The sequence below is a fragment of the Endozoicomonas montiporae CL-33 genome (genome assembly GCF_001583435.1).
GTDB classification, from domain to species: domain Bacteria; phylum Pseudomonadota; class Gammaproteobacteria; order Pseudomonadales; family Endozoicomonadaceae; genus Endozoicomonas_A; species Endozoicomonas_A montiporae.
The window spans coordinates 2,746,726-2,766,091 of sequence record NZ_CP013251.1 but is presented as its reverse complement, the minus strand read 5'-3'; the positions used below and the strand labels follow the sequence as shown (position 1 = coordinate 2,766,091).

Sequence of the window (19,366 nt, the reverse complement as noted above, 5' to 3'; positions counted from 1 at the left end):
ATTGTCTGATATGGGCAACAGCTTGTCCCTTCAACAGCGGTAGTGGCACAGTTCTGTGATTCTAGCCCTGTCTGCTAAAATACGACATTCGGCAACTTTGAAAAATGCGGTTTAAAAATGTGCCTTACGCAAGTCCTCTGTACAACATGTGGCAGTAACCAAGTTCGGCCTTTCGGATACAGCACTCATGATGTTCCACGATACTATTGCTGTAATGACAAATGTGAAATCAAAACCTTCATGCTTGAATATCGCTACAAGGCCTGTGAGCCTGGCGTTAAAGAAAAAATCATCGATATGGCAATAAATGGCAGCGGAATCAGGGATACAAGTAAAGTACTCGGAATAAGCAAGACAACAGTAATAAAGACTCTAAAAAAAAAGAAAGCGGTCTGGTAAAGGTCAACCCAAATATTCAAACTATTGATCTCAAGTCAGATGCAATTATTCATGTAGGGCTTGTCTGCCAAGAGGCTGAGCTAGATGAGCAGTGGTCGTATGTTCATGATAAATCGAACCAACGCTGGCTTTGGTATGCTGTTGATCACGCTACAAATACCGTGCTTGCTTATGTTTTCGGAAAACGGAAAGATGAAGTTTTTAAAGAACTCAAAACACTTCTGAAGCCATTTGGTATTAATAAATTTTACACCGATGATTGGGGAGCCTATGAGCGACACCTTGATGAAAACATGCATATTATTGGTAAAGCAAACACTCAGAAGATAGAGCGTAAAAACCTTAATTTTCGGACTTGGATTAAACGGTTGGCCAGAAAGACAATTTGTTTTTCAAAGCTCGAAAAGATGCACGATATTGTTATTGGATTATTGATTAATAAAGTTGAGTTTGGGGTCAATATTCACGCGATATAACAGTTCTGGCCCACTACCCAACAGCTATCGTCATAACCGGCTGAATGCCAAAGTTAATATCTAAGTTATAGTCTGACGATAAAGGAAGACCATCCTGTGCCTCATTTACAATTTGAGTTTAATAAACCCCTCAATGGCTCGTCTAAAGTTGAATTTTCCAATCAGGTCAGAGCAATATTCGCCCGAATAATGGATACAGGCACTGACCATATCGCTATTTCCATCAGGGAAGTCGAACCATACAATCTGAGCATTGGCAGAGCCAGACCGGAAGACAGTGTTTGTCTCATGAATCTCGACATACGCGAAGGCCGAACCATTAGCCAGAGACGAGAACTGGCCATTGATTACATGACACTGGTCGAGTCATTGTTTGAAATACCGCCTGCCCATCAGTACATCACCTTTACCCAGCACCCGGGAGAGGACTTTCACCTGATTGAAAAATATCTGGCAGAGTGGGCTCCCAAGGAAGATCCGCTGGCATAACGATTGTTGGAAAAGGCTGATACACTTCAGCCTTTTCCAACCTGACATCACAACCATGCTCGACAATCCGCAACATGCCATTATTTCATGGAGTGGCGGCAAAGATGCCTGCTACGCCCTTCACCTTGCCAGACAGTCTGGTTTTATTCCCGTAGCACTGTTCACCATGCTCAGTGAAGATGGTGAGCACACCAGTGCTTATGGTTTGAATAAAGAGGTACTTGAGGCGCAGGCCAATGCATTGAATCTGCCTATCCTGTTTCGGTCATCAGGTCGGGGGGAATATGAGCAGCAGTTAAAATCAGTTATCAGTGAATGCCAAAACCGTTTTAATGCTACAACCGTCGTTTTTGGTGATATTGACCTTGAAGCCCATAAAGTATGGTATGAGCGGGTAACTGCAGAAGCTGACATTGCCCCCTGTTTCCCGTTATGGCAGAGAAACAGGGAGCAATTGCTGAATGAAATGTTAGATGCCGGGATAACAACCATGCTGGTCAGTGTCCAGTCAAAGCAGTTACCCAAGGATTTTCTGGGGCAGATAATGACACCGGAACTGGCAGTAAGGATTAAACAATCTGGCGTATGCCCCAGCGGAGAGGACGGCGAATTTCATAGTCTTGTGATTGATGCTCCACTGTTCAGCAAGTCACTGAATATCAAGACAGGTGACTGTCGTATGATTGAACATGGCTATACGGCTCTTGATATCAGTCTGCAAATTTAGCAGCAGTCACTCATTGCTGCCAAGAGCCGGTACATATCAACATGCTCCTCAATGGCATCGGCGATTCGATCAATTCCGTGCTCACGAATCTTATCGTAATCCGGAACTTCAATATCCTGTCGGCCTGCCCAGTGCAGTATGGCCTGACACGACTCGGCATGATCAAAAATACCGTGCAGATAGGTACCAAAAATCAGACCGTCGTCTGAGATCACAGCGTCGGTATGGTGCTGCAACCGGATAACAGGCTGTTCCAGTGCTGATCCAGAGGTCATGCCGGCATGGATTTCATAGCCTGTGACTTTGGCCGGAAGCTGATCAGGGAAATTCAGGACACCGGTTACACGACGCAACTGTTTCTGTTCGCCAATGGTTGTTTCCAGTGCCAGCAAACCAAGACCTTCAGTACTGCCTGCATCACCTTCGCTACCTTTGGGGTCATGCACCCATTGTCCAAGCATCTGATAGCCTCCACAGATTCCCATGACTTTTCCGCCATAGCGAAGGTGTCTGAATAAGTCTTTGTCCCAACCATTATCCCTGATAAAGGCCAGATCAGTGCGAGTGCTTTTACTGCCTGGCAGGATGATCAGGTCACAGGCGGGCAGCGGCTGACCTTTCCATATGAACTGAATATCAATATCCGGGTGCAGGCGCAAAACATCAAAGTCAGTATGATTGCTCATACGACTGATAACAGGTACTGCAATGGTCAGTTTATCAGATCGGTCAGTATTCAGCTGCTGCTCGGCGACGGCATCTTCTGCTTCCAGGTGCAGTCCGTGCAGATAAGGCAATACACCTAATACCTGTTTGCCCACCTCTTTTTCAAGCCAGTCGATACCCGAATAAAGCAGTTTAATATCACCACGGAACCGATTGATAATAAATCCTTTAACCCGCTTCTGCTCGGAAGGTGATAACAGTTTAAAAGTGCCGTATAAATGAGCAAACACACCTCCCCGGTCAATATCCGACACAATAATCACCGGGCAGTCTGCCGCTTCAGCAAAGCCCATGTTGGCAACATCATTATCACGTAAATTAATTTCTGCCGGGCTGCCAGCTCCTTCAACGACAACAGCCTGATAGTGATTCTGCAGACGGTGGTAGGAAGCCAGAATCGCTTTCAGCACTTCAGGTTTAAATGCATGGTATTCAACAGCATTCATTTCACCAATAGCCTGCCCGTTGACAATCACCTGGGCGCCAATATCAGAATTGGGTTTTAACAGGACTGGGTTCATATCCGAGTGAGGCTCTATGCCACAAGCCTGAGCCTGAACCGCCTGGGCCCGCCCGATTTCACCATCATCAATGGTGACAGCACTGTTCAAAGCCATATTCTGCGGTTTAAAGGGGGCAACGGTTATCCCTCGTCGCCTGAGTACCCGGCATAAGCCAGCGGCAATAACACTTTTACCCGCATCAGAGGTAGTTCCCTGAACCATCAGGCTCATGGGTGGATGTGTCTGTGCGTTAGGTTGTGCTTTTGATGAAGAATGAGACATGGATGACAATGTTCCCTGAAACAGCCGCGAGCAAAGAAAATTTGTTCTCACCGTGCAGTAAGAGCAAATTTCATGACATCTGAAACAGCGAATTATCTAATACAGAATCCGTATCGGAAACAGGAAAAATCACAGTATTGTCTGTGTTATTGTTTTTGAGAAAGTGAAATTGGAGGCGAGTACCGGAGTCGAACCGGTCTACGTGGATTTGCAATCCAGTGCATAACCGCTTTGCTAACTCGCCGCGCGGGGTTGTAGTTTAAACAAAACCGTTAAAACTACAAGTGCTTGAAAATGGAGGCGAGTACCGGAGTCGAACCGGTCTACGTGGATTTGCAATCCAGTGCATAACCGCTTTGCTAACTCGCCTTGTCGTTGAAGACATGTCACAAGACTATCAATGTGTTTTAAATAATCAAGAAGTTGTTTTAAAACAATGCCTTGCGAACGCGGCGCTATAGTATGAAAAACCTAACCACTATGCAAGTTTTAATGTTAACCGTGTTCAAAAACTCTCATATTTCCTGAAAGAGGAGAGTCAGAGAGCTTTTGCTCTCTGACTCTGTGTAGAGCATCTTTTTATGGTCGCCCCTGTGGCCAGGCCATACGTTCAGGCTCAAGCACTTCTTTAATTTGCTCTTCGGTCATCAGACCTTTTTCCCGAATCAGCTCAACCAGACCTTTTCCGGTTTTTAATGCTTCTGCCGCCAGAGCGGTTGAAGGCTTGTAACCCAGCACCGGCACCAGTGCGGTCACCACCCCCACACTGTGATCTACATAGTGCATACAGGCATCGCGATTGGCAGTAATGCCATCTATACAATTGCTTCGCAGCGTACATGAACCATTCATCATCATTCGTATGGATTCCAGAACCGAAGCGGCAATCACCGGTTCCATAACGTTTAACTGCAACTGGGCAGCCTGCGCCGCCATGCTCACTGTCAGGTCATTACCCATTATCTTGAAGCAAACCTGATTCACCACCTCGGGTATAACAGGGTTAACCTTACCGGGCATGATCGATGAACCGGGCTGACGCTCCGGCAGGTTGATTTCACCGAATCCCGCCCTGGGTCCTGACACCATCAGTCGCAGATCATTACAGACCTTAATCAGTTTGATGGCCAGACTGCGCAAATGGGCAGAATAGGTGACAAATCCCTGTGTATCCGAGGTAGCTTCCACCAGATCCTGTGCCAGCTCAAACGGAAAGCCGGTTTCCTTACGCAGATATTCGACGACTTTGTCAGAATAACCGGCAGGGGCATTCAAACCGGTACCCACAGCCGTTCCACCCATATTAATGTGCAACAGCATTCTGGCACCGTTCTCGAGTCCGGCAATTTCGCCCTCAATGGTTAAGGCAAACGCTTCAAATTCTTGCCCAAGAGTCATGGGCACGGCATCCTGAAGATGAGTACGTCCCATTTTTAATACATCTTCAAACTCCCGACCTTTGGCGCGGAAGGCCGCCACCAGACGTTTCAGTTCGGCCAGTAACCGCTGATTACTGGTGAGCATGGTCAGTTTCAGTGCTGTTGGGTAGGCGTCATTTGTCGATTGAGAAGCGTTCACATCATCATTTGGCCGACAGTGCTGATAGTCACCTTTCTCATACCCCATCAATTCCAGCGCCCTGTTGGCAATGACTTCATTAACATTCATATTGGTAGACGTCCCTGCCCCTCCCTGAATCACATCAACAGAAAATTGCTCAAGCCATTTGCCCTGAACAATTTCATGAGCTGCTGCTTCAATACCATCACACACCTCACTGCTGATGACGCCGCAGTCCCGGTTTGCTTTAGCTGCGGCAATTTTTACGTGGGCAAACGATGAAATGAAGTCCGGATAAAGAGAAATGGGAATGCCGGATATCTGGAAATTCTCCATAGCCCGTGCTGTCTGAACCCCGAAGTAGGCATCGGCAGGCACTTCCTTGTCTCCCAGCAAATCCCGTTCGGTACGGGTATCTCCGGGCAAAAGTTCAAGAGAGTCAGGTGTATTCCGGGGTGCCAGCCTTGTCAGTCGCATCAGAAGATTGTTAATGATCCGACCATAAGCCCGGATCTTCAGAGCATCATCACTGTCGAGCATCTCTCGAATTTTGGCTCCGTCTGCCACGAGTGCCTCTACCGACGTTTTGGCAATGGCCGTGGTAAAATTATCAGCCTCTCCAAGCATGACCCCTTCACCCAATGCGTCACCCTGTTCATAGGTGATTAATGCCTGTGACGGTTTGCCTTCTGTCATTTGCAATATTTCTACACTGCCAGACTGGATCAGCACCAGTTCGTCACGCCGGGTTCCTTCTTTATGGATCACCTCCCCTGCAGCAAAATGCTTCACTGAAAAGAGTTTGGCAGCCTGCTCGGCCTGTTCAGCTTCCAGTTCCTGAAGAACCGGTATTCTGGAGATAATCTCAGCAACTGTGCTCATTAGGATAAACCTGTTGATATGCGGCAATACTATGGAAAACCATTGTCGTAGGAATGAAATCCATAGTTGATTCATCAAGCAAAGGAGAGGCATTCATCACTGGTTATACAGTGCATAACTGAACCAGAATGTGACGTCAGCCAGCCACTAGCAGTTTAGACAGATTTGCAGAATACGCTTAACGTTATGTTGGATAAGGTGTTGGCTGGAGGCGATCAGAAGACTGAGGAAAATTCATAAAATCAGAACCATAGGTATAGTGTGTAAGACGCGGACACATGGGCCACCCCTCTTTCACATTGAGCCAGAGTCTTAACATCAGGCGACCTTTCTTACCCTCTTCATCCATAAAGGCTGTGCGACTATGCAACCATGAGTGATTATTCCAGACCGCCATATCGCCAGGTTGCAAACCCGGAGTGATTTTAAAATCCGGCGAATTGGCAATTTCATCTATCCGGTTAAGGGCTGCCAGTTGAACGTCAGTCAGTACTTCATGCCTTAATTCTGCAGCATAATCGATGAAAAAGCGCACCAGACTGATGCTTTTAATGTCGTTTGAGCTGGATATAACCGGAATTCTATAGTTGGTCACCTGCTTGCCCCGATAGGGCATGGCGTAGTAAAAGCCCTGCTCCAGTGATGACATCAGACTGTTATCTTCCTCACCGAGCTGCGCATCAATAGCCAGTAAAGGTGTGAAGGATGTCAACCCTCCCGCCTGCCCGGCCGGCCGGACACACAGTAGGCAAACAATATCACCCCGGTCTGTGTGCATCTCCAGTTCTTTGCAACTGGTAAAACCCCGGACACGAAACCCGTCTCCTTCAATGTTTTCAACCCTGCCGAGCAAGTCACCTGTCGTGTTTTGTGCAATGGGAGTACCAAACTGACACCCAAGGTACCAGAATAAAAAGTTGCGTTCTCGAGGCGAGAATTGCTCAACCGGCAACGCCTTGAATATCAACAAAACAGACTGATGCAGAACCTGCTGTCGGTAGTTGTCTAGTTGCGGCATGAGCTGCGACAGATTCAGCGACTGAGGTGTTGAATATAAATCGGAAACCCTGACTGCAGCTTTGACTCTGTCAACCAATATTGCCTTTTCGGAAGTACTGAGTTCAACGAAGTGAACTAACGACCGGGAACTAAAGTCGTTCTGTGCAACGGTGAGATGCTTGTCCATAGACTTAACAAAAGTGCTATATAAAGTGGAAATAAAGTAGTCCAGCTGGAATAGGTTTGCACATAAAAAAAACGACGAATACAGGCAGTGAACAACCCTGATGTTGAATTATCATGAATGCTAATACAAAGAGGTTGTATGTATTTATACCGGTTTACTTATACCAGCCTTGTGTTTTATGGTGCAAAAAACACGCCGTACATAACAGGACACTTTAATGTTTTCAGGTTTCACCATGCGTTTTGAAAAAGCTTCTACAGAAGCCCGCATTGCTGTGCCTGTCCTATCCGTCTCTGTACTAGTCATTAGCGATTAGCTGACGGTGTGATACTTCCGTCAGCCCGGCTGGCGGAAGAAGGATCATTGAAATAGTCCCCTTCCCCGCCAGCTCCTGATGGAATCTAAATTGAACCAGAATCAGGAGTGTTCATGGCATATACAACAAGCAACAAAGCGTTAAGTTTAAAAGACACGGTCGTTATCAGTCTGATGACGTTTGCGCTGTTTCTGGGTGCGGGTAATGTGATTTTTCCACCGGCCCTGGGCCTTGAGGCAGGTACCAGCCTGTTGCCTGCTATGTCTGGCTTTCTATTTACGGCTGTTGGTTTGCCTGCGTTTGCATTGATTGTGCTCGGGATGGTCGGGCAGGCCAGCCGCCTGACTTCTCCGCTGGCGACTTTGCTGGGACGAGGCTTCTGGATTGCCCTGTTCATTGCCATCGGGCCCGCTTTTGCTATGCCCCGTGCGGTAACCGTTGCTTATGAAATGGGTTTGCGCCCCTTTGTACAGGGTGACTATCTGCTGCCCTTCGCAGTTGTGTTTTCTCTTGTTACCTTACTCCTGGCGTATAATTCGCAAAAACTGGTGGACTGGATTGGTAAGATCATGACACCGGCCATGATCATCATGCTGGCAGCCATTGCTGTTGCTGCCCTTATTGCACCTCTTGGCAGGCCTGTTGCTCCGGGCGGTCAGTACGCTATCAAACCTGTCACCGAAGGCATTATGCAGGGCTATATGACCATGGACGCATTAGCTGCCGTTGGTTTTGGCTGGGTTATCATTCAGGCTATTAGCAGCAAAGGTGTTACCTCTTCAGCACAGATTGCCAGATCAACGGTTCATATTGCCCTGATCTACTCGGTATTAATGGGTGGTTGCTATCTGGCTCTTGGTTATGTGGGAGCCACTGCGAGCACGATTACTCAGGGAGTAACCAATGGTGGTGAAATTCTGAGTTTGTATGTCTATGAAATTTTTGGTGGTGCCGGACAATTACTGCTTGCAGCTATTATTATTCTCGCCTGCCTGAGTACTACGGTTGGCTTGACTCAGGCGAATGCCGAGTATTTCAGCTCAACATTCCGCGCGAACCGAAACTATATTTCTTACGCCGTTGTTATCGTCACCTGCATTATTGCCAACTTTGGCCTTGAGCAGATTATCACTGTCAGCCTGCCCGCTATCCTTATTCTGTGTCCGGTGGCACTCGCTCTGGTTCTGGCATCGTTTGTGTCTCACCACTTCCCGCGTGTGAAACCGTCTCACAACGTTGTAATGATTCTGACGCTTATTTTTGGTGCCATTGATGCGATGAGTATCATGGGCGCGATACCTGCCAGTCTTGACGCAACGTTCACTGCCAGCCTGCCACTTTACACTGTTCACACCAGTTGGCTGATTCCCTGTCTGACCGGTATTGCCGTACAGAGCCTGATGTCTTTCCTGCCCGGCAAAGCCGCCCGCACTTCAGAAGCTACCTGATGTAGACATACCCAACCCGAAGACTCGGGTTGGGATTCAATGACCACTGTATGAATGATTGCCGCAGATCACTGGCAGATCGTGTCAGGACTGAAATATCATGGCAGGCACAACCTCTTTCGCCGGTACATTCAGGAATAACAAATGAAAACCATTGGCATGTTGGGTGGTATGAGCTGGGAGTCTACATCCAGCTATTACACGATGATCAACGAAGGCGTCAAACAGTCACTTGGCGGGTTGAATTCGGCAAAAATATGCCTCTACAGTGTTAATTTCTCTGAAATTGAACAGTTGCAGCATCAGGGCAAATGGGGTGAAACTGCGGAAATCCTGTCGGAAGCGGCGCAGTCCGTTCAGGCGGGAGGAGCTGATTTTCTGTTAATCTGCACCAACACCATGCACAAAGTTGCCCCTGAAATTGAACAGGCTATTTCCATTCCACTGCTGCACATTGCTGATGCCACGGCAGAAAAATTGAAAAACGACGGCGTGAAGACAGTTGGACTGCTCGGAACCCGATTCACCATGGAACAGGACTTTTATAAAGGCCGATTGTCCGACAGACACGGGATCGACGTCATTATTCCGAATCAGCAACAGCGTGACATCGTTCACGATATAATTTATTCCGAACTGTGTCTTGGATTAGTGAAAGATAACTCCAGACAGGCATACCTGAACATTATAAATGAACTTCATAAACAGGGTGCTGAAGCCATCATTCTTGGATGCACAGAGATAGCGCTGCTGGTTCAGCAGAAACACACGTCGGTTCCTTTATATGACACGACGGCAATCCATGCAGAACACGCTGTGCAATTTGCGCTTAGCCACTAACATTCCGCCTGTCAGCACTTCATTTTTTGTCTGCTACGTTCCAGCCATATTCTCGTATGGGAGTGTATAACTCTCATACACAGATATGGCCCTGATATTGCTTAGTAAAGATTGCAATAACGCACAACCTTGCAATTAATCAGAACTAGAAGGAACTAGCCATGTCTTCACTGCATCTGTCTTCCCATGCAATCCCCCTGAGAGCTCCGGAATACTGCTACTTTACAATTACCAAACCGTCCCATATCAGCAGCGAGCAATATAAACTCGCCCTGTTGAAAAAAGGTATTGTGATCATCAGCCTGGGCTTTAAAGATGATTCGGCAACCACCATGGAGCGGATTGTCAGCCAGTTAGGACAGGTACACGAACATGATTCACAGGGGCGTACGGTCTGGGATGTCAAAATAGGTGGCCAGACCGGGCATGAAGCTATGGCCATTTCACATAGTGATAATGAGTTCTGCCTGCACAATGACGGTGCTTTTGAGCTCGATATGCCCGGCTACTTTGGTCTGTATGTGGTCGAGTCTGACAAGCTGGGAGGTGGGAACAATATCCTTGTCTGTGCTGACAGGGTTATTGAAAATCTATCGGAGAAAACTTTCCGGCTTTTGTCTTCTAAAAAGTTCAGATTGAGAGTGCCCGAAGAATTTCATAAAAACGATGACTTTATTGAAGCAACGCTCATTGATGACAATCACGCCTTCCGCTACCGACATGACATTATCGAACGAAGTTCCTGTACCGCTGAAGAACTGGAGGCATTAAAAGAACTGGAGTTGCAGCTTTCATTGCCGCAAAATATGATCAAAGTCAGTCTTGAAGATGGACAGATTATGCTGTTGGATAACCAGCGTTACCTTCACGCAAGAACCAGAATTAAAGATAAAAACAGACATCTGAAGCGTATTCGCTTCAATATGCCTTGACTGCATAAGGTTGCCTGACAGTGGCTATGGACATGCTTCCTGTCATTTTGCTGCTAATAATGATGGCAGGTGCAGCCCATGGAGCATTGGGGTTTGGCTTTCCAATGCTCTCCACTCCCATTCTCGCACTCGCATATGACCTGCAAACCGCTGTTGTTCTGACAATGATTCCATCCAGTGTAGTTATTATTCTGAGCCTTTATAACTGCCGGGGCATAAATATTGATTACGAAAAGTATTATCCGATTATCCTAATGACAACAATCGGTAGTTTCTCTGGTGCTTGGCTGCTGACATGGGTAAACCCTGATATTCTAAAACTACTTCTCGCAGCCTCCATTTTAATTTACCTGTTCTCTGCACCGCTCAAACAATTTATCTCAATGCTGTCAGCCAGAGCACTTCTCTTTCCTGCAATCATGGGCAGTTTTGCAGGCGTGATAGGTGGTGCAACCAATGCCGTTTCGCCGGTGCTGATGATGTATTTGCTGGAAGTAACAGAGTCTAAAAAAGAAATCATTGTTATATCAAACATCTGTTTTCTGCTTAGTAAAATGACACAGCTGGCGATTTTATCGATGCATCTGACAACGGATGATCTTGATCCCCTTCTGTCTGGCTTTATTGTCACCGCGGCCAGCATTGGCCTGATCGCAGGATTCTGGCTACAACACAGGATAGATGAAACCCGATACAGATCTATTATTCGGGGTATTTTATTTACTTTTATGTTTACACTGTTTTTTGAGGGAGGCTCCAATTTGTTTTTTTGATGTACTGTTAAATAGTCGTTTAAATTACTCTTATCTGATTATTATTATTGTTTTTAGATTAATGGCCTATAATTAGTGCCTGTCAGAAAACCTCTGAAAAACGGCAGTCGTTCTTGGCCGACAGAAGTTGATAACGGCTGGATTTGAGTTACCAGACGAACAAAGGATGTTTTTTGTACCGCACTGTTCAAAATACAACCTGATTCGACTATCTACAAGCGCAGTAATCTCTCATGCCCGGCATGATCAAAAGTAAACTGACGGAAGCCTGGCTGAAAGGCTACTGACGATCTCTGGTCAGCAGAATTTTACCCAGCCGTTTCAGGTTGCTGGCGACAACAGCCAGTGCGACATAGCGCTCAAAGCCTTCTATCCCTTTATCCGGGCATTTGTCGAGACCATTCGCTTCCAGTGCGTTGATATCGGATTCAACGGCTGAGTGCTTCCTTCTTGCCCGGATAAATTCCGGGTGGCATTCCCGTTTTTTGTCATTGGCTGACAGCCTGCCTTTCTTGGGAAGAACTGAATGCTCCAGAAGAACTTCCAGCTTTTCAAGATTGCCCGGACTCCAGAAGCCTTTGTCGTAGCTCACCTGGCTTAATGTCGGGAACCGCTTTTTGGCAGCCTCAGCCATAGGTACTGTAACCTGGTCGTCTGTTTGTTTTTGCATGACCTGATGATGCAAAGTAAAACCGAACTGATCCTGCAACACGCAGACCCGTAACCCCAGTTCAACCGGAGTTCCGGCTTTGCCTTTGCTGATCCATTCTGTATGAGGCTCAAAGATTGAGAACACCTTCTCATTATGGGGAATCTGCTCATGTTCTATCACCCGTCGGTAAATCAGGTTTATCTGGTGACGACTGTGGGCTATGTGATATTTGAGGTTTTCCAGCCTTGGCTCATCCGGTTGCTTTTTCACCAGCAAGGACAAGGTCGTTTCAGCTCTGCGGACAATTGAAAGGCTGTACTTTATGTACTCGAGATGAGCCATCTCAATATCGTGCTGCCGCTGCTGCTGTTTCAGTTCACAGGTCGCACTGGAATGCTTCAGGTTTCGAGCCTTGTTGTAGCGCTTGCGATGCTGATCTTTGAGGTATTTGCGCTGACGCCAGCCCGGAAGCTGGTACTGATTGGCAAGAGCTGACGCAAACTCAATACTCTTACGGCAAGCGTCGCTCAGAAGGCTGATATCCGTGGGGAAATGGACATCGGTTTTGACTACGAACGAATCGGTACGGCCATGTAGTGGCTCATCTTTTTTTTAACCAGCTGGTGACCTGCATCCACCGTGACCTGGTTAATCTGATCCAGTATCTCCGGTGTGAAGAGGCTGATGTTGTCCTGTAATGTTTGTATGTGGTAGGTGTGGGTACAATAGGGACCATGCCCGAGCATTTTCCGTAATGTCCCATGTTCATTAGCCAACTCTTGCAGGCGGTCGTAGTCACAATTAGTGACAAGGCGCAGAGTGCCAAAGACCAGAATGTTCCAGAGGTCCATACCAGGACGACCATTGTGCCGACTGGCAGGAATTATGTTCTCAAGCACCTGAAAAACCCTGTGTCGCAGATCAGGTGTTATCCAGATATGTTGCAGCCCCCGGAGCAGGCGGGGAATGTCGTCTCTGGACTTGGGATTAAACGTGATGGCGGAGATATCAACTTCGCCCAACTGCATTTGTGGGTTGATGGTTTGGCGCATAAATGTGGAAACAGCCTGTTTTGGAAAATCTTCGAGTACTATATGGGGCTACAGGCTGCTGTTTTCAAGTGTTTGTGGGTTTTCGGACAGGCACTAATTATTTTAAATCATCCATCTTAATAAATAATTAAACTCTTTTTTCTTAACCAGTATCCTTAAAGAATTTAATTCACTGGTTTATAATAGGCATCCTGATTCTTTCTACTATCACCTTTCTCGCTACAGTCATTTTTGTAGCTACTGGCTATGCAACCTGAAATTTATGAGCAAACCCCTTCCAATACTGATTCTTGATAAAAACGACTTTACCATGAGCATCAACATCCACAAAAAGCGCTGGCGGTGCATCGATGTAAGTCCGGTAAGAGGTATGCCAAAAGGCTTTCTGGTCGTCAGGCTGACTTATCAAACCAGTACAAAGTTCACCATTGTTGTTTATAAAGTCCATGAACTATTAACAACAACCAAGGAAATAACTTTTGAATTCGAGATACTAAGAAAGCTTTTGAAATACGAATTCAATAAAGTCGCAAAACTCTATCCGATTAATTTTATTCTTCCTTACAATAAACTCATTAAGCAAGCTAGTATTGATAAACTGGCGGATCAGGAAAGATCCATTGGGTGTAAGCGGTAATTAATGTAGGAAGAAACAACATTTTCTGTCTATTTTAAGATATTGAAAATCTTACAGCCTTCACCATATGCCCGCTCAAGTTATCTCTTCAGAAAACAACGAAACGCAGATCCTGATTACCATCCAGCATGGTGACTCAATGCTTGACTTTGAGACTGCTCTTCAGGGTAGCCTCAACGAAGCAGGCGTGCTTGGGGTAGAAAAACAGCTTGAAGCCATGGACACCGATGGTTCGCCTATAAAAGTAGGCGGGATTACCATGAGCAGCAAGCACAAAAAAGAACCCAAAGTGTATGAAACTTCATGGGGTTCCGTTAAGTTGGCACGCTATGTATATCAAAGCAGTCAGGGTGGTGAAACCTTTTGTCCCCTGGATCAGAATGCGCGAATCATTGTCAACTCGACTCCTGCTTTTGCCCGGCTCGTCAGTTGGAAATATGCACAAATGGCTGCTCCCCAGGTAGAAGAAGACTTACTACAAAACCATGGCCGCAAGAGTAGTCGTTCGACGCTTAGAGATCTGGCTGATGTCGTAGCAAGCATCGCTCAGGCAAAAGAAGAAAAATGGGCATACGACATACCCGATTTGCCTAAGGCAGTAAAAACAATAGGCATCGGCCTTGATGGAGCCAACCTTCTTTATTACGAAGGCTATCGTGAAGCCATGTGTGGCACGATAAGCCTTTATGATGACGAAGGGGAGCGGCTCCATACCATCTATTGTGCAGAGGCACCAGAATACGGCAAGGGAACCTTTAAAAGCAGATTTTCAAGAGAAATCAACAAGGTTAAAGCGCGATATCCTGATGCAGTTTATGTGGGAATTGCTGACGGAGCAGCGGATAACTGGACTTTTTTAGAGCCCTTTACAACCGTGCAGGTGCTGGACTTTTACCATGTCTCTGAATATGTTGCCGGGGCTGCTGAGGCTCTTTATCCCGGCAAAAAAGCATCACAGGAGAGGCATGCATGGTTGAAGCAGAAACTACACGACTTGAAACATGAAAAGGGTGCAGCCAAAAGACTTCAGGAAGAGCTTGATAGTGCAAAGCCAGGCAACAACCGTACTGCGTCTCTGGAAAAGTTAATCAGTGCCAGAACGTATTTCAAAAATCATTGGCATCAGATGATTTATCCGCAAGCGAGAGAGCAGAACTTGCCGATAGGTTCGGGAGTGACTGAAGCAGGCTGTAAAACATTGGTGAAACAGAGAATGTGCCGTTCAGGAATGCGCTGGAAGGAGCAGGGAGCATCGATGTTGCTGACGTTAAGGGCACTGGTTTGCACATCCGGATCCTGGAATGCATTTTGGTCAAAAATGAGCCGTTACGGATTCCCTGTCACACACAACCTTCCTCCAGTACATTAATTAGGCAGCACACCCGATCCATTAATATCGACCTTGATGGGAATATGACCCTGCTGTTACCTTCATTTGCGAGAAGAGGATTAAACCATTTTTCAGGCAAGCTGGAAAAGCTTATTTCGGTTCTAACCCGAATATTTCATAAAAGGAGGCAAGTTCCGCCCAATCACTTGATATAATTGGGTCGAACAAAAGAAAGCTTCGGAAGAAGCAAACCGGAACTTGCCATGCCCAAATCTACACAAGAACAGCTTCGTTTTCATCCCTCAAATGGAAAAACCATCCGGGCAGACTTCAATGGTGGGGAGTTATCTTCTGACTTTGGCACTCTGCTGCTACGGGAAACCATTCTGCAGAGCGGTCTTATCTGCAAAATGACTGATGCCATCAATGACAGACGCCATCAATCCTATATCGACCACTCCCTGAAAGAACTTCTGGTTCAGCGGGTTCTGCAAATGGCCTGCGGCTATGAAGATGCCAACGACAGTAACCGTTTGCGTAAAGACCCTATGTTCAAACTGGCCACTGGTCGCAATCCGTTGGACAGCGATAACCATCTCGCATCAGCGCCCACTTTTACCCGGCTGGGACAATCTATGACCCGCTCCGACATTTACAGGATGGCTGAAGCATTTGTGCATCACTTTATCAGCAGTTACAAGCTGCCACCTCCGGTGATCGTTATCGATCTTGATCATACACCGGCCATTACTCATGGTGGCCAGCAGATGAACCTGTTTAATGCCAAATATCAGGACTACTGCTACTTGCCCCTGATGATTTTTGAGGGACTCAGCGGCAAGCTGATTACGGCGATTCTTCGTCCGGGGAAAACCCCAACGGGCAAGGAAAATGCAGCCATTCTCGAACGGGTCATTCGGCTGCTTCGGAAAAAGTGGCCGAAAACCCATCTACTGGTTCGGGGAGACAGCCACTTCGCTCAACCAGAGTTAATGTGGGTGGTTCAGAATGCCCCTCATTCGGATTATGTCTTGGGCAAAGGTGCAGGCCACAAAACGGCTTTGCGGCCAAAAGCCAAAGAGTTGTTGGATGAAGCGCGTCAAGCTCTGAAGGTCAAGACTGAGCTGGCAAGACTGAACAACATGCCAGAACCTGATCGGCTCAGACTTTACGGGGAAGCAGAATACCAGGCCAAGAGCTGGAAAGGTCTCGATACCCGGATAATTTACAAGGCGGAGGTCAACCAAAAAGGCGACAACCCTCGTTTCATTGTGACGTCGATGAAGGAAGCTTCTCCAGAGGTAATTTATGAAGAGCTTTACTGTCCAAGAGGACAGGATGAGAACTTCATCAAACATCTGAAAAGTGATCTGTCCGGCGACAGATTGTCCGATCAGGGCTTTTTGGCTAACCATTTGAGAATGTTTTATGCCTGTGCCGCTTATGTTTTGCACTATGAGTTAAGAACCAAGACTTTGAAAGGTACGGAGCTGGAAAAAGCGCAGCCATCAACGGTGATCATGAAGCTCTGTAAAGTTGCAGTCAAAGTGGTTGAATATAAAGACCGAATTAAACTTCATCTGCCGCGTAGCTGCCCATTCAAGAGGCTTTTGCAGCATGTGACAGAAGTCTTTTACCAGATGCCGATACTTCGACCGGGGTAGCAACTTTCATAAGACTCAATCAAGGTACATAGCAACCAGATGAAAGAGCCTTGGGGCTTTCCGTTATCCTGAAATAGCAGGATTCGTTGATTAGCGTCTAATCTGTAAGCAAGTATGGGCTGCAATGTCTTTCACATGGTTAACAGAGCAACAGGCTTGCGGAAAAGTCCAAAATTAAGAGGATGGGATGGTAGTTGCTGCTTGTTTATGAAATATCCGGGCTAACAGAACACGACAATGCTTATTTAGACTGGAAAAAACAGTAACAGAAGCACTCATTAGAACAATAATAACGCACGATCTAAGGCATCAGACTGTTCAAATAAATGTTTAGTAGAGCTTGATGGTATTCGTGGCGACACTCATTGCATCTGAGGCTTGCTACAGACAAAGGTCTGTGAATAATGGTGTAGAATACAGAAACAGCTGCAGATCACTAAAATCTGCAGCTTTTCATGTTATATAGCTGTGCGCATATCACACGACTATCTGAATTGGTGCCCGGAGCCGGAATCGAACCGGCACGACCTAACGGTCGGCAGATTTTAAGTCTCATGTGTAAATCAGTTATATCAATACTTCCAGAGATAGGTTTTTAATAGTGGCACCAAAGTGGCACCACGACTAAATTTCAGGGATGGCATTAGTGGCTTCGCGCTGGTCAACGGTGCGGCTATTGAAATAGCTCATGGTGGTGGCGAGTGATGAATGATCGGCAAGTTGCTGGACGATTTGTGGCTTTACACCTTCATTTAAAAGGTGCGTTGTCATTGTGGCACGGAATCCCCAGTGGAATGGCTTGATGTATGGCAGACCAACGTCGTTGAAAATCTTTGCAGCGTAGTGGCTGATATTGCTGCTATCGGTTAGCCACTGGCTGCCGTCACCTTTATCAAGAAACCATTTTTCCCGCCTGGAACGACCCGCCAGATCCTGCTTTAAAAATTCAAAAAGCTGATCATTGATAGGCTTGTTCGGGAACTTCATTTTTTTAGGCTGCCACTTCAGCTCTGGCACATTGCGGATCCGTATAATTCGCTGTTTCAGGTCAATGGCCGACAGTGGCAACGACCAAATGGCACCCAGTCGCAGCAGTGTATTGGTTGCCAACATAAATGCGCGGTACATATTGTTGATTGCACATAAATCTTTTGGCCGTGTGTATTCGTCCATGCGTTTTATTATTAATGATTTTGCCTTACCCAGTTCTGAAACCGAGTAGGTTTCCATATCCTTTTTAGGCACCTGCGGCATTTTCAACTCATGACGTTTATCAATAATTTCATGGGCATAACACCAACGCAGAAAGATGCCTAAATGCCGGACGTGCATATTTTGCGAGGCTGGTGCCATGGTCGAGCCTGCCTGCTTACCGGGTAACTGTTTCAGGTGCTTTATAAACTTCACATTTGAACCCCGGTTAAAATCCCGAACTTCATGATTACCCAGTGCTTTCAGATAATAATCCACTGACCGGACATACAGTTTCACGGTTTTATCATCGTTCGTGACAGATAATTCATCCTTCCACAAATCGCGTGCCTGCTGCACCGTCATCCGCCGCTTATCTGCTTTCTGTTTTTTGCGGGTTTCTTCTTTCTGCTCCTGCTCACCCTTCAGCTTATTGGCTGCTTCTTCATACAAGTCATGCAGCTTGAAACTTTGTGCATCCTTATCCATGTGTGCGATAGACGACACCGAACAAAGCACCCGCCGGATACCATTGCGCCCACGCTGCCAACCGCCCGGTGGTGGGAATTGTCCGACCCAGTTTCCCCGGTCTATTTTGTATCGTTTGCGTGCGGCCATTAGTATCGGCTCCCGATCCAGACCACCTGCCCTATGACTTCCACCATTTCCGGCTTTAGCTGATAACTTTTGTACGAACTGTTATCGCTGATCACATCAACACCGGCACCCGGTAACCACTGCAACCGCTTCAAAAAAACATTGTTTTCAATCTTCACCAGAAAGATGCCATCACCACTGGTGCGACTGGTATCAATCAATACTTTGTCACCCTTGCTGATAGTACTGGCCATGGAGTCCTCACCAGACTGAAACATTACGCAGTGGTCCGGATTCGACTGTATTTCATTAACCAGGTAGCTGCGCTCCAGCATGACGGGCGACTTGCCATTATCAAAGTACGAAATAGGCACAAAGCCGTTGCTCTTTGTTTCACCTTCGACCCCGGACTGCTCACCACCTTCTACCAGCCACACCAGTGGCACATCGCCCGCCTTTGCAATGGACTGGATCTGATTTAATCCCGGATTAGGGATTTCGTTCCGTATCAATCGAGAAAGCTGTGATGCACTAACGCCCGATAGCTTATTCAGCGCACTGGATCCGCCCACCTTTTCCTGAACAAATCGAATCCGTGCACCCATTGTTTTTAGTTCGTAGTACATCTAACCCTCCCGATCATATATGCAAAAACGTCCCAAATCTGGGTTGTAATCCCTCCTGAAAATGATATTCTCACATCT

General features: G+C 46.6%; 16 protein-coding genes and 2 tRNA genes. 10 read left to right on the top strand and 8 right to left on the bottom strand.

Going from position 1 to position 19,366, the window contains the following annotated elements; translation table 11 throughout:
• The first annotated feature begins 117 nt into the window (after window positions 1-117).
• From EZMO1_RS28140 to EZMO1_RS12680, 3 genes are all read left to right on the top strand, one after another.
• A protein-coding gene (locus EZMO1_RS28140; RefSeq protein ID WP_420809906.1) for an IS1 family transposase occupies window positions 118-875 on the top strand; the annotation gives its coding sequence in 2 pieces (ribosomal slippage) (window positions 118-385 and window positions 385-875; 759 coding nt in all).
• Between the two features lie 96 nt (window positions 876-971).
• On the top strand, window positions 972-1,364 hold the full coding sequence (locus EZMO1_RS12685) for a hypothetical protein (protein ID WP_034872972.1): 393 nt from the start codon (window positions 972-974) through the stop codon (window positions 1,362-1,364).
• A gap of 55 nt (window positions 1,365-1,419) precedes the next feature.
• Window positions 1,420-2,091, top strand: a complete 672-nt coding sequence (locus EZMO1_RS12680; RefSeq protein ID WP_034872973.1) for a Dph6-related ATP pyrophosphatase — start codon at window positions 1,420-1,422, stop codon at window positions 2,089-2,091.
• On the opposite strand, the gene EZMO1_RS12675 is transcribed toward EZMO1_RS12680, so the two are convergent.
• The 5 genes from EZMO1_RS12675 to EZMO1_RS12655 form a co-directional block, all read right to left on the bottom strand.
• Window positions 2,088-3,602: a cobyric acid synthase gene (locus tag EZMO1_RS12675; protein WP_236631935.1), complete on the bottom strand. Its 1,515-nt coding sequence runs from the start codon at window positions 3,600-3,602 to the stop codon at window positions 2,088-2,090. The two genes, EZMO1_RS12680 and EZMO1_RS12675, sit on opposite strands and share 4 nt — an antisense overlap.
• 170 nt (window positions 3,603-3,772) lie before the next feature.
• Window positions 3,773-3,846 (bottom strand) — tRNA-Cys (locus EZMO1_RS12670).
• Between the two features lie 51 nt (window positions 3,847-3,897).
• A tRNA-Cys gene (locus EZMO1_RS12665) sits at window positions 3,898-3,971 on the bottom strand.
• 210 nt (window positions 3,972-4,181) lie between these two features.
• Window positions 4,182-6,044, bottom strand: coding sequence for an aspartate ammonia-lyase (locus EZMO1_RS12660; RefSeq protein ID WP_160174005.1), 1,863 nt, complete (start codon window positions 6,042-6,044; stop codon window positions 4,182-4,184).
• Between the two features lie 184 nt (window positions 6,045-6,228).
• Window positions 6,229-7,062 (bottom strand): TauD/TfdA family dioxygenase, encoded by an 834-nt coding sequence (locus EZMO1_RS12655; protein WP_160174006.1) that lies wholly within the window; start codon window positions 7,060-7,062, stop codon window positions 6,229-6,231.
• 597 nt (window positions 7,063-7,659) lie between these two features.
• Between EZMO1_RS12655 and brnQ the strand changes: the two genes are divergently transcribed.
• The 4 genes from brnQ (at window position 7,660) to EZMO1_RS12635 (ending at window position 11,539) form a co-directional block, all read left to right on the top strand.
• Complete coding sequence (brnQ, locus tag EZMO1_RS12650) at window positions 7,660-8,994, top strand: branched-chain amino acid transport system II carrier protein (RefSeq protein ID WP_051789322.1); 1,335 nt, start codon at window positions 7,660-7,662, stop codon at window positions 8,992-8,994.
• A 144-nt stretch (window positions 8,995-9,138) separates the two neighbouring features.
• The gene (locus EZMO1_RS12645; RefSeq protein ID WP_034872976.1) at window positions 9,139-9,834 is read left to right on the top strand and encodes an aspartate/glutamate racemase family protein; all 696 of its coding nucleotides are present in this window, start codon (window positions 9,139-9,141) and stop codon (window positions 9,832-9,834) included.
• A 161-nt stretch (window positions 9,835-9,995) separates the two neighbouring features.
• The gene (locus tag EZMO1_RS12640) at window positions 9,996-10,766 is read left to right on the top strand and encodes a TauD/TfdA family dioxygenase (RefSeq protein ID WP_034872977.1); all 771 of its coding nucleotides are present in this window, start codon (window positions 9,996-9,998) and stop codon (window positions 10,764-10,766) included.
• Between the two features lie 26 nt (window positions 10,767-10,792).
• On the top strand, window positions 10,793-11,539 hold the full coding sequence (locus tag EZMO1_RS12635; RefSeq protein ID WP_236631959.1) for a sulfite exporter TauE/SafE family protein: 747 nt from the start codon (window positions 10,793-10,795) through the stop codon (window positions 11,537-11,539).
• A 280-nt stretch (window positions 11,540-11,819) separates the two neighbouring features.
• Here the strand turns inward: EZMO1_RS12635 and EZMO1_RS25545 are convergent.
• Window positions 11,820-13,243, bottom strand: a protein-coding gene (locus EZMO1_RS25545) for an ISNCY family transposase (RefSeq protein WP_244886696.1) whose coding sequence is annotated in 2 segments (ribosomal slippage) — window positions 11,820-12,799 and window positions 12,799-13,243 — 1,425 coding nt in all. Because the reading frame shifts where the segments join, the coding sequence is not laid out codon by codon here.
• Between the two features lie 262 nt (window positions 13,244-13,505).
• On the opposite strand from EZMO1_RS25545, the gene EZMO1_RS12620 reads away from it, so the two are divergent.
• The 3 genes from EZMO1_RS12620 to EZMO1_RS12610 all read left to right on the top strand — a co-directional run bounded on the left by EZMO1_RS12620 (window position 13,506) and on the right by EZMO1_RS12610 (window position 16,874).
• Window positions 13,506-13,880 (top strand): hypothetical protein, encoded by a 375-nt coding sequence (locus tag EZMO1_RS12620; RefSeq protein WP_061509498.1) that lies wholly within the window; start codon window positions 13,506-13,508, stop codon window positions 13,878-13,880.
• Between the two features lie 67 nt (window positions 13,881-13,947).
• On the top strand, window positions 13,948-15,249 hold the full coding sequence (locus EZMO1_RS12615) for an ISKra4 family transposase (RefSeq protein WP_034874099.1): 1,302 nt from the start codon (window positions 13,948-13,950) through the stop codon (window positions 15,247-15,249).
• Between the two features lie 224 nt (window positions 15,250-15,473).
• Window positions 15,474-16,874 carry an IS1380 family transposase gene (locus EZMO1_RS12610; RefSeq protein ID WP_034873155.1) on the top strand — a complete coding sequence of 467 codons (1,401 nt, stop codon included), beginning with the start codon at window positions 15,474-15,476 and terminating at the stop codon, window positions 16,872-16,874.
• Between the two features lie 624 nt (window positions 16,875-17,498).
• On the opposite strand, the gene EZMO1_RS12605 is transcribed toward EZMO1_RS12610, so the two are convergent.
• Complete coding sequence (locus EZMO1_RS12605; RefSeq protein ID WP_082211606.1) at window positions 17,499-18,683, bottom strand: tyrosine-type recombinase/integrase; 1,185 nt, start codon at window positions 18,681-18,683, stop codon at window positions 17,499-17,501.
• Window positions 18,683-19,288, bottom strand: a complete 606-nt coding sequence (locus EZMO1_RS12600) for an XRE family transcriptional regulator (protein ID WP_034872979.1) — start codon at window positions 19,286-19,288, stop codon at window positions 18,683-18,685. The genes EZMO1_RS12605 and EZMO1_RS12600 overlap by 1 nt, the downstream gene beginning before the upstream one ends.
• Window positions 19,289-19,366 lie beyond the last annotated feature (78 nt).

Excerpts from the sequence above, each read along its gene's own strand:
- EZMO1_RS12680 (WP_034872973.1), top strand. The coding sequence starts at position 1,420 with ATGCTCGACAATCCGCAACATGCCATTATTTCATGGAGTGGCGGCAAA.
- EZMO1_RS12675 (WP_236631935.1), bottom strand. The coding sequence starts at position 3,602 with ATGTCTCATTCTTCATCAAAAGCACAACCTAACGCACAGACACATCCA.
- EZMO1_RS12660 (WP_160174005.1), bottom strand. The coding sequence starts at position 6,044 with ATGAGCACAGTTGCTGAGATTATCTCCAGAATACCGGTTCTTCAGGAA.
- EZMO1_RS12655 (WP_160174006.1), bottom strand. The coding sequence starts at position 7,062 with ATGCCGCAACTAGACAACTACCGACAGCAGGTTCTGCATCAGTCTGTT.
- brnQ (WP_051789322.1), top strand. The coding sequence starts at position 7,660 with ATGGCATATACAACAAGCAACAAAGCGTTAAGTTTAAAAGACACGGTC.
- EZMO1_RS12645 (WP_034872976.1), top strand. The coding sequence starts at position 9,139 with ATGAAAACCATTGGCATGTTGGGTGGTATGAGCTGGGAGTCTACATCC.
- EZMO1_RS12640 (WP_034872977.1), top strand. The coding sequence starts at position 9,996 with ATGTCTTCACTGCATCTGTCTTCCCATGCAATCCCCCTGAGAGCTCCG.
- EZMO1_RS12635 (WP_236631959.1), top strand. The coding sequence starts at position 10,793 with ATGGACATGCTTCCTGTCATTTTGCTGCTAATAATGATGGCAGGTGCA.
- EZMO1_RS12620 (WP_061509498.1), top strand. The coding sequence starts at position 13,506 with ATGAGCAAACCCCTTCCAATACTGATTCTTGATAAAAACGACTTTACC.
- EZMO1_RS12615 (WP_034874099.1), top strand. The coding sequence starts at position 13,948 with ATGCCCGCTCAAGTTATCTCTTCAGAAAACAACGAAACGCAGATCCTG.
- EZMO1_RS12610 (WP_034873155.1), top strand. The coding sequence starts at position 15,474 with ATGCCCAAATCTACACAAGAACAGCTTCGTTTTCATCCCTCAAATGGA.
- EZMO1_RS12605 (WP_082211606.1), bottom strand. The coding sequence starts at position 18,683 with ATGGCCGCACGCAAACGATACAAAATAGACCGGGGAAACTGGGTCGGA.
- EZMO1_RS12600 (WP_034872979.1), bottom strand. The coding sequence starts at position 19,288 with ATGTACTACGAACTAAAAACAATGGGTGCACGGATTCGATTTGTTCAG.